The following is a 10,906-nucleotide window of genomic DNA, read 5'->3' as shown; positions in this document are numbered from 1 at the left end:
CGGAAAAATATAAAACAAATGTTGATTTTGAATAATGTAAGTAAAGAGTGCATTCATTTTGGAGGTGATTAAATGAATAAAGAGTCACCAGAAGAAAAAAGAGAGCGTATGAGACAAAGTGAATTAAAAAGTAATCCTACGGGTTCTTTACGTGACGGACTCAATAGAGCGGAAACGGGTAGTCCAGTTGATATAGCAGGCGGTATGAATTGGAAAGGTACAGGAATAATCATTTTAGTACTACTTTTAGGATACATTGTATACACTTATTTTTTCAGTTGAAGAATGCTTGTTAAAATTTTGATTTGTTTAGTTTCATAATTGTTGAGAAAAAATGTAGTTACTGTATTACATATCTTCTAAGCGAATTATAGTTGTTCATATCAACTTTTAATACTCCAAACAGAGCTAGCAAAATGCTAGCTCTATTCTTTTTTGCCACATTCCTGTAACAAAGCATCTGTATATTCATTGGTGGAGGTGCAGAGGATGAAAAAAACGATAGCGATATGTCTTCTTACAACTATGTCGTTTTCGACTTTAGTCGGTTGTGACGTAAAAGGTAGTAATGCTGTACAAGAGTCTAAAATAAAGAAAGCGACGTATAAAGATTTTACTTATGATGTAAATCCAGAAACATTCACATTAACTGTAGAACATGAGGGGGCAAAGGAACAGGCATCACAACCCCTACCGAAAATGAAGGTATCGAATGTAAAAAAAGAAAAGGATCGTACATCGTGGGAATATCCAGATCAAAAAGTAAAAATAAAATTAGAAAAGAAAAAAGACCACTTAAACATTGAAGTGGAATCGACTGGTGCAGAAAGCTTTACATGGCCGAAAGTAGAAGCTGAAAATTATACACTTCCGTTATGGGAGGGTAAGCAAATTCCGAGCAATGATGAGAATTGGAAGAAGTTTTTAAAGGATGATGCATATTCATTTGCTGAATCATTTTCTATGAAGTTTTTCGCATTAAATGGTTCGAAATATTCAATTGTATATATTGCAACAAATATGTTTAATAATGAATTGAAATTTCATTCGGATCCGAAAATAGGATTTGATTTTACACATGAATTTCCGAGCATAAATAAAAATAAAACATATGGATTTCAATTATATGTGACAAATAATGATGCGGTAAGCATTGCTAAACTGTATAAGGATGATATTGTTCGAAAAGGTGAATTTAAAACATTACAAGAAAAGGCTAGAAAAAATAAAGAAATCGAAAAGTTATATGGAGCGGCGCATTTTTATTTTTGGAATCAAAATGGTTTATTAGAAAATAATATAAATTGGCCAAAACTAAGGGAGCAAATAAATAGCCCGCTGTTTAGTCATATAAAAGAACTTATTCAAAAGAATAGTTCCGAGCCTGGGGAACTGAATGTATTGGATCAAGTAAGTAAACAAGATTTCATTGATAAGTATCAAAAAAATGTTATTTTACGTTATATAAACGAAGTATTATCGATGAAGGAATTTTATAAAGAGGATATTTTTCAAAACGTTAATCAGGAAGCTAGTGTGCTATTAAAGAAAGGTGTAGGTCACTTAACGAATACAGAATTGTATAGCTTAAATAAGCATTTATTAAAGTCGCTACTTGGTGATGCGGTTGAAGAGGTAAGTAAATGGGGTAATGCAGATGGAACGGATATATTAAAGGAAATGAAAGAGGCAGGAATAGAAAAAGCGTGGATTGGTCTGCCGAACTGGGAACAAGGATTTATGCAACCTAATTTCGTAACAAAAGCTAAGGAAATGGGGTATTTAGTTGGTCCGTATGATTCGTATCATTCCATTCACGAAAAAAGTGATAAAAATTGGAACACAGCATCCTTTAATGACCCGTCATTATACGAAGAGGCTACTGTAACGAAGAAAAACGGAGAAAAGGTGCAAGGCTTTTTAGGAAGAGGTCGCAAGTTAAACCCGACTTTATCGCTGCCTAGTGTAAAGGAACGCATGAATGATATATTACAAAATGGTCCTAAATATAATTCATGGTTTATTGATTGTGATGCGACAGGTGAAATTTACGATGACTATTCAGCGAAACATATAACGACGCAAGAGCAAGATTTAAAAGCACGTTTAAAACGAATGGACTACATTGCGCAAGAAAAGGGTATGGTCGTTGGTTCTGAAGGCGGAAATGATTTTGCTAGTAGTACGATTGCATTTGCACATGGAATTGAAACACCTGTTATTAAATGGGACGATGAAGATATGCGGAAAAATAAAACAAGTCCGTATTATGTCGGTGGATATTGGTCACCAAATCAAAATGTGCCTGAAAAATATGCAAAACAAGTACCATTGAAAGAAGAATATAAACAAGTATATTTAAACCCAGTATATTCGGTACCATTATATAAATTAGTATACAATGATTCCGTTATTACAACACATCATTGGGAATGGGGAAGTTTAAAGGCAAAAGATGAAGTTGGAAATCGAATGCTGTCTGAATTATTGTATAATGTTCCTCCGTTGTACCATTTAGATGAAGTAGAGTGGAATAAGCATAAAAAAGAAATTACAGAGCATCTAAAAGTTTGGAATGAAGTTCATGAAAAAGCAGTAAAAGAAGAGATGACGAATTTTGCGTATTTGTCAGAAGATAAGCTAGTACAATCTGTTTCTTATGGAAAAGATATTAAAATCATTGTGAACTTCTCAAATGAAGACATGGAAGTAGAAAAAACAAAAATAAAAGCAAAGTCGGCTTACATTGATAATCAGGGGAAGAAAAGCGTGTATACGCCGTTTGAGAAATAATAACGTCAAATATACTGTATTCATAGAGATTTTATAATTAGCTGGATTCTTTATTCATATCGTTTGTTAAGAAAAAGACATCCTAATTTAAAATGAAAGAGTTAATAAATTTGTAAATTCATATGTTGCGAAGTGCTAAATTTTTGAAATTGGTAAATAGTGACTTGCCAAAAATAAGTACGAGAGTATAATGTGAAATGGAATACGTATTGGGTTTAAGTAGTAACCTTACAAAATTGTAAGGTTAGTGAAAGGAAATTCAATATGAAGATAAATAGACTTACATTATACTTGGTAAAGAGAAAGAGAGGCGAATGGGTATGAGCTCTGAATTAGAACAAAATACGAGAAGTAATAAAAAGCGTTCTAAAAGAAAGTCAATAAAATGGTTCATATTAATTCCATTTTTCCTACTTATTTTTGGAGGAGTAGGATATGGTTCGTTTATATATAATAAAGCAAAAGCTGTTGTAAATGATGCGTATGCAAAAATTGATAAGTCATCAAAGCGTGATAAAGAAGTCGAACCTTTAAAGGATAATATTTCAATATTAATCATGGGTGTAGATGGAAGTGAAATGAGAAAAAGCCAATATGGCGAAGCAGTTCGAACAGATGCACTTTTATTAGCAACAATTAATAAAGATGATAAGTCTGTTAAGCTAGTAAGTATTCCACGTGATTCACGTGTTTACATTCCAACTAGAAAAAAATTAGATAAAATTACTCATGCTCACGTATTTGGTGGCGTAGAAAGCACACGCGATACGGTGGAAAGATTTTTGAATGTACCTGTTGATTATTATGTGAAGTTTAACTTTGAATCATTCGTACAAATTGTCGATTCAATTGGTGGTATTGATATTGATGTACCAGTTACTTTCACTGAACAAGATAGTAAAGACCAAGCTGGTATGATCCATTTAGAAAAAGGTTACCAACATTTAAATGGAGAACAAGCTCTTGCACTTGCAAGAACGCGTAAAATTGATAGTGACGCAATGCGTGGACAGAGACAGCAACTTGTAATAGAAGCAATTGCTAAAAAAGCGATGTCTGTTCAATCAATTAGCAAAATGGGCTCTTTACTAGATGCGGTTGATAAAAACATGAAAACGAACTTAACATTTGACGATATGCTTGCTATTACAAAAAATATGGCAGGATCTAATTTGGAAATGGAAAAAATGCAAATAGAAGGTACAGATAAACGTATCGGTGGTATTTATTATTACATTCCAAATGAAAAAAATGTAAAAGATATTTCCAAAAAATTAAATGATCATTTAGGTGTAACGCCAAAATCAGTCCGAAACGAATAATAAAAAAAGATTGGCTTTTGCCAATCTTTTTTTTTGGAATGTATTTGTAACTTTTCTGTAACGATTTTTTAGTTTAGAAAAATTATACTCATATGTATGAGTATAATGGATAGGTAAAAAAGTAAAAGGACATATTCAAAATTTGTGGTAAGGAAAGATATCATATGCAGAAATGGTTAAGCATGATGGGAATTATCTTTATATTGACTGGATGTAAAATGTCTGAAGCTCCAACAAGTCTAATGGAAGCTCCTACAAATGAAAAATGGATTAATGAATTAAAGGAACAAATTGATAAAGATTTACCTGTTAATTATCGCTTACTTACTCCAATGTCTAACAAAGATAAACAGATGATTTGGTCAATGAATTTTAAACAAGATAATAAGAAAGAAGCCATCTTATTTTATAAATTGCCGAATGAAGATCATAGCGTATATTTAGCCGTATATGAAGAAATCGGAAATGGCTGGAGAATAAAGTCCACACATAAATTTGATGGAGGAGATGTAGATATCGTTGAAGTCGGTGATTTTACAGGGAACGGGAAGAGAGAGTTGTTAATCGGAATCTCTGTAAATCGTGAATCGTTAGAACATGTTATGTATGTTTTTTCGGAAGAAAATGAAGAGATGAAGGAAATATATAATCGAAGTTATACGAAGTTATTCATAGAGGATCTAAATGAAAATGGACTGAAAGATATAAGCCTTGTTACATTTGAAAAAGATGAGAAGCTGACAGTTGAGTTCATGGAACAATTTAAGACTTTATCTGAAGTGTCATACGATCCATTTATAAATAGTATTCAAAGAATACAAATGGGTCGTATATCTAAATCACTAAAGGCGGTAGTAATTGATGCAGGAGTTGGCGCTCATTCAGGTATAACTTATGTAGCAAAATTTGATCAGGATCATTATGAAGTATTACCTATAGATGGGAAAGAAGATTTATTTAATGAATATGTTGTAGAAAGTAAAGATGTTAATGAAGACGGCATTATTGAATTTGTTCGTACTGTACGTCCAAAAGGTTGGGAGGATAAATCACATGGCGATAGTCCGCTTTTTGAACGTTACATACAGTGGAGTGAATCTGGAATTAAACCAATTGAAGAACGATATATAGATATAGAAAAAGGGTATTATGTGAAAATTCCTAAAGAGTTAATAGGGAAAATTACAATACCAGATCAGCAAAAAGAATCAAATTCTCAAAAGTTTTTGGATACAAGAACAAATAAAATATGGCTTGAAGTTCATATTTTTAAGCGGAAAGAATGGTTCAATATAAAAGGCTACAGCGCAGCAATTAAAACGGCTTCTCACGTATATGCAGTACCGAAGCAATCGGAATTTGAAAAAGTGAAAGCATATATAAAACCGCTAGCGGATTATCAACAAGAGTAGGAGGTGGGAATTATGTCAAAAATTTTAGTTTTAGAAGATGAATTAACGATCCGTAGCTTTATTGTTTTAAATTTAAAACGTGCTGGATTTTATGTAATAGAAGCTACTACTGGAGAAGAAGCGTTACAGATTTTGAGTGAACAAACTGTTGATATAGCACTGCTGGATGTAATGTTACCGGGGATTGATGGTTTAGAAGTTTGTAAGGCTATCAGGAAAGAAAATAAAAAAATGGGTATTATTATGTTAACCGCACGTGTACAAGATGAAGATAAGGTGCAAGGACTAGGAATAGGTGCAGATGATTATATTGCAAAACCGTTTAGTCCAGTAGTATTAACTGCACGTATACAGTCTTTATTAAGAAGAATAGAAGTACATGAAGAAAAAACGAATATTGTTACGTCAGGTCCATTTTCGTTAAATATTATAGAAGAAAGATTGTATAAAGATGGACAATTAGTCGATTTAACACCTACAGAGTATATGATATTACAGTATTTAATGAATCAGGCTTCAAAGCCAGTTTCGCGTGATGAAATTTTAAATATGATTTGGGGAACCAATTACGTAGGTGAGACGAAAGTAGTAGATGTAAATATGAGACGGTTACGTCAAAAGATAGAATGTAATCCATCAGAACCTGAATTTATTCTTACGGTGTGGGGAAAAGGATATGTGTGGAAGGAAAGTATGAGATGAAACGGAAAGTGACTTTATATTTTATGACGGTCATTACACTTATGCTTGTATTATTTGAAGTTGTATTTTCAGTCTCAATTTATCGATACTATTATAATGGTATTGTGCAATATATAGAGTCTCATGCGAAAACGAGTACACGTTTTTTTTCAGAATACAATTCACTATACTTTATTCGATTACAAGAATATAGTGGTGACATAATTAGTAGCTTTCAATTAGAAGGAACAGAATTACAGTTAATTGATCGTCACGGCTCGGTTATACAATCTTCAAGTGGTGAAAAGGTAGAAGGTAAAGTGAATATTCCACAATCATTATTAGAAGGTGAAATGTATAATCAAGTTACTACGAAAGGTAATAAAAAACAACTAGAGGTGCTAAGCCCACTTATACATCAAGGACAAACTATTGGTGTTTTAAAATATACGACTGTTTTAACAAATGTAAATAAAAAGATTATTGAAATTATTACGTTTACTATTTCTGTAGGTATTGTTATTTCGGGAGTCGCCTTCTTAATTAGTAGACGTTTGGCAAATTCATTTGTTGAGCCAATTGAATCCATTATTCAAGCCTCTTCACAAATTGCAGAAGGCACATTAAAGCAAAAAATTAAAGAAGATTATCCTGGAGAATTAGGTGAATTGGCACATAGTTTAAATTATATGGCCTATAAAATAGATAAGGCTGAGCAGATGAAAAATGAATTCATTGCTTCTATTTCGCACGAAATACGAACGCCTTTAACAGGAATTAAAGGTTGGAGTGAGACGTTAAAAACAGTAGATTATTTAACAGAAGAAGAAATAAAGCAAGGTATGGGCATTATTTCAGGTGAGACAGATAGATTGATTCATTTAGTAGAAGAATTGTTAGATTTTTCAAGATTACAATCAAATCATTTTAATTTATATAAACAAAAGGTGCAGTTGTACGATATACTAGAGGAGACGATTTGGCAATTAACTCCTAAATCGGAAGAGAAGGAAATTCAATTTATTACTACTATAGACCGAATTGAATTGATGGGAGATCGAAATAGGTTAAAGCAAGTTTTCTTGAATATTGTTCAAAATGCAATTAAGTATTCACATAAAAAAAGTACAATACACATTGAAGCGACTAAAATAGAAGGACAAGCAGTGATTAAGGTAAGAGACGAAGGGATTGGAATTGCTAAAGAACATTTACCATATATTGAGCAATCATTTTACCAAATTAATAATCATGCTGCAGGTGCAGGTATTGGTTTAGCTATCGTTAAAAAAATGGTAGAGCTTCATGGTGGTGTGCTTAGTGTTACAAGCAAAGAAGGAATAGGAACAACAATTTTGATAAAACTCCCATTATAATACAAATAAAATCTATTTATATGGTGAAATAAAAATAAATAGATGTATAATTATATTGGGCGATTTATATATAAGATTAATAGGGAGAGGAATTCGATAGAATGGAAAAAGCTTTAAAAATTAAACAAATAGTAGTCGTTTTAATAGCGATTGCCGCAGTAGCTATTGGGTATTACATGTTCCAATCAATTACTTCACCAGCAAAAGCTGTTGCGAAACAAGAAAATGTAGTGCAGCTTGCAAGTGAACAGCCGAAAGTTGAAATGAATAAAACGGCACCAAGTCGTTTTAATGGAAAAGAAAGAAAAGTTGCTTATCTTACATTTGACGATGGGCCAGGGAAATATACGGCTGAATTATTAAATACGCTAAAACAACATGATGCGAAGGCGACGTTCTTTTTAATTGGAGCGAATGTAAAAGAATTTCCTGATTTAGTGAAACGTGAAAATGCTGAGGGTCATTATGTAGGCATGCATAGTATGACACATAATTTCGCAAAGTTATATAAAAATGGCGAGTATGTAAATGAGATGAAAGAAGATCAAGGTTTAATCGCTAATATTATTGGGAAATCACCTAAATTAACACGTCCTCCATATGGTTCGATGCCTGGATTGAATGAAGGTCTTCGAAATAAAGTGGTAGAAGGCGGATTTAAAGTATGGGATTGGACAATTGATTCATTAGATTGGAGATACAATAAAATGCCAGTTGATGCAGCTGCAGCACAAATTGCTCAAAACGTATTAACAAACGCAACAAAACCACAAGAAGTAATTTTAATGCATGATATTCACCCGCAATCAGTTGCTGCTGTGCCAGCAATTTTAAAGGGGCTAAAAGAAAAAGGTTATGAGTTTGAAGCTTATCATGAAGAGAGTCACTTCCCAGTGAACTTCTGGCATGATAACCGTATGTAATGGAGGAATTGACGTTGAAGTATGGAAAAGTAGCAGTAGTTGGAGCGTTATCAGTAGGGTTGTTAACAGGTTGTTTCGGTGAAAAGCCAGAAGAAAATTTATATACAGCTTTTGAAACAGCAGCAACACAAGAAAAATCTTTAGTGGATGAAGCAAAAAAATTAGAGCAGTTAGAGAAACAAGGCCAAGAATTATATTCTCAAATTTTGCAAGAAGGCAAAGATCATAATGAAGCAGTTGTGAAGAAACTAGAGCAAGCTACTGCAAATGTAGATGATCGTGAAAAAGTATTGAAAAATGAAAAAGAAATGCTAGAAAAAGCTCAGAAAGAAACAAAATCTGTACAAGGAAATATAGAGAAGCTTGAAGATAAAAAGTTACAAAAACAAGCAAAAGCAGTAGAAGAGTCGTATAAGAATCGTTATGATGCATTCCAAAAGATGAATGAAAATTACACGAAAGTGTTAGCGACTGAAAAAGAACTGTATGAAAAATTAAAAGTAAAAGAAACGAAATTAAAAGAAATCGGTGAAAAAGTTAAAACTGTTAATGAATTAAATGTGGAAGCACAAAAGTCGAAAGAGCAGTTTAACAAATTTACAAAAGAGTATAATGACAGTAAATTAGCATTCTACAAAGATGCAGAAATTAAGATTAAAGATCAGAAATAAAGAAGAATCTAAAGTGTAATAAAAAGCCGGAGAAACATCGTTATAAATGTTTTTTCGGTTTTTTACGTTAAATGAATAGAAAAGACTGGAATTGATATCATAAAAGAGTTATAGTGAGTTATTCTAAGGGAAACATTGTAAAGTAAGGAGAATGGGAATATGTCATATGAATTTTTACTCAAATTAGGTTTAGCACTCTTTTTAGGATTATTCATCGGGATAGATAGGCAGCTAAAGAATAAACCACTTGGTGTGAAAACAAGTATGGTTATTTCTGTAGCAAGTTGTTTAATTACGATGGTTTCAATTGAATCTGTGCATGTATATTCTGTTCCAGGACATACAAATATGGATCCGATGCGACTGGCCGCTCAAATTGTTAGTGGAATTGGTTTTCTTGGCGCAGGTGTCATTTTACGAAGAAGTAATGACGTTATTTCTGGATTAACAACAGCTTCTATGGTGTGGGCTGCTTCAGCTTTAGGAATCGCAATTGGTGCAGGATTTTATTTACAAGCGACAGTTGCTATGGTTTTAATTATTTTAGCGATTAATGTACTTCCGCAACTTGTGAAAATTGCAGGACCGTATTCATTAAGACAAAAGGATTTATCTATAAAAATTACTGTTAAAGAGCATCATGAATTAGATGGTATATTTAAGCAAATTAAAAATTTAGGCATGCATGTGAAACGCGTGAAAATTAAAGATATAGATAGTGGAGCATTTCAGCAACTGGAGATGGTTATTTTAGCTCCAGAAGATTTATATACAACAGAGTTATATAGTTCCCTGAAAGAGATTGATCGAGTAGTTTCAGTTGAAGTGGAAAGTAGATAATTGTGATAAAAAAGAGTGAAGTTCAAATTCACTCTTTTTTATTTGGATTTTTAAGGAATGAAATTGATATAATGATGAGTAATAAGGGGGGAGAAATGATGGGAATACATATTAGAAGAGCAATAAAGGATGATATACCAGGTATAGCAAAGGTGCATGTTGATAGTTGGAAGACAGCGTATAAAGGGATATTTGCTGACGAAATTCTAGATAATATAGCATATGAGAAACGAGAAAAACAATGGGAAGATATTTTTCAAAAAGAAGGTAATCATCAATTTAGATTTGTAGCAGAGAATTTAAATGGAGAAATAGTTGGATTCATCGATGGGGGAGTAGAAAGAACTGGTACATATAATTGTGATGGAGAATTATATGCAATCTACCTTTTACAACAGTATCAAGGAATGAAAATAGGACAAAAGTTATTTCAAGCGTTACTATCAGAATGTGTAAAGAATGATATGCAATCACTTTTAGTTTGGGTTGTTACGAATAATCCTTCTAAAAAGTTTTATGAAAAATTTAACCCAGAAAAAATTGATACAAAATTTTTAGAGCGATTACAGGTAGAAGAGACAGCATATTGCTGGAGAGATATAAATAATATTATTATGTAAACTTTATGTTTGAAAGAGGTATACCAATTAAGGTATACCTCTTTTGTTTAACCATTTTGGATAGATTACTAATGAAAAATAGTAAGTATGTAGTTTGAAGCTGAGTATTTTTTTTGTGTATTTTTAACTAGATTAAAGAAAAGGGGGAAAACAAGGAAAATTAAAACAGATAAAAAAATTCTGAAATATACTCTTGAATTGAATATTATTATCAATTAGAATCATAATTGATAACGACATTCAATTATCGTTTATTATATAAAATTTC

10 protein-coding genes are annotated in these 10,906 nt (G+C 32.3%); all 10 read left to right on the top strand.

Going from position 1 to position 10,906, the window contains the following annotated elements; translation table 11 throughout:
• The first annotated feature begins 72 nt into the window (after positions 1-72).
• The 10 genes from ACTFR8_RS04730 to ACTFR8_RS04685 all read left to right on the top strand — a co-directional run bounded on the left by ACTFR8_RS04730 (position 73) and on the right by ACTFR8_RS04685 (position 10,638).
• Entirely contained in the window at positions 73-282 is a 210-nt protein-coding gene (locus ACTFR8_RS04730; RefSeq protein WP_001031483.1) for a DUF6366 family protein, read from the top strand.
• A gap of 207 nt (positions 283-489) precedes the next feature.
• The gene (locus tag ACTFR8_RS04725) at positions 490-2,793 is read left to right on the top strand and encodes a glycoside hydrolase (protein WP_000750825.1); all 2,304 of its coding nucleotides are present in this window, start codon (positions 490-492) and stop codon (positions 2,791-2,793) included.
• 320 nt (positions 2,794-3,113) lie between these two features.
• Complete coding sequence (locus ACTFR8_RS04720; protein ID WP_001987131.1) at positions 3,114-4,115, top strand: LCP family protein; 1,002 nt, start codon at positions 3,114-3,116, stop codon at positions 4,113-4,115.
• A gap of 164 nt (positions 4,116-4,279) precedes the next feature.
• Positions 4,280-5,527, top strand: a complete 1,248-nt coding sequence (locus ACTFR8_RS04715; RefSeq protein ID WP_001174864.1) for a hypothetical protein — start codon at positions 4,280-4,282, stop codon at positions 5,525-5,527.
• A gap of 12 nt (positions 5,528-5,539) precedes the next feature.
• A complete protein-coding gene (locus ACTFR8_RS04710; RefSeq protein WP_000036071.1) occupies positions 5,540-6,229 on the top strand; it encodes a response regulator transcription factor in 690 nt (229 codons plus the stop codon).
• A complete protein-coding gene (locus ACTFR8_RS04705) occupies positions 6,226-7,584 on the top strand; it encodes a sensor histidine kinase (RefSeq protein ID WP_000824533.1) in 1,359 nt (452 codons plus the stop codon). The genes ACTFR8_RS04710 and ACTFR8_RS04705 overlap by 4 nt, the downstream gene beginning before the upstream one ends.
• Before the next feature lie 101 nt (positions 7,585-7,685).
• Entirely contained in the window at positions 7,686-8,507 is an 822-nt protein-coding gene (locus tag ACTFR8_RS04700; RefSeq protein ID WP_000409484.1) for a peptidoglycan-N-acetylglucosamine deacetylase, read from the top strand.
• Positions 8,508-8,521: 14 nt separating this feature from the next.
• Entirely contained in the window at positions 8,522-9,178 is a 657-nt protein-coding gene (locus ACTFR8_RS04695; RefSeq protein ID WP_000873574.1) for a YkyA family protein, read from the top strand.
• A gap of 159 nt (positions 9,179-9,337) precedes the next feature.
• Entirely contained in the window at positions 9,338-10,018 is a 681-nt protein-coding gene (locus tag ACTFR8_RS04690; RefSeq protein ID WP_000119510.1) for an MgtC/SapB family protein, read from the top strand.
• Positions 10,019-10,113: 95 nt separating this feature from the next.
• Positions 10,114-10,638, top strand: coding sequence for a GNAT family N-acetyltransferase (locus ACTFR8_RS04685; protein ID WP_025966232.1), 525 nt, complete (start codon positions 10,114-10,116; stop codon positions 10,636-10,638).
• Positions 10,639-10,906 lie beyond the last annotated feature (268 nt).

The organism is Bacillus cereus group sp. MYBK15-3, from assembly GCF_051916765.1.
Lineage (GTDB): Bacteria > Bacillota > Bacilli > Bacillales > Bacillaceae_G > Bacillus_A > Bacillus_A cereus.
The sequence above is the reverse complement of the archived record's forward strand: the minus strand, read 5'-3'. Positions and strand labels throughout refer to the sequence as shown.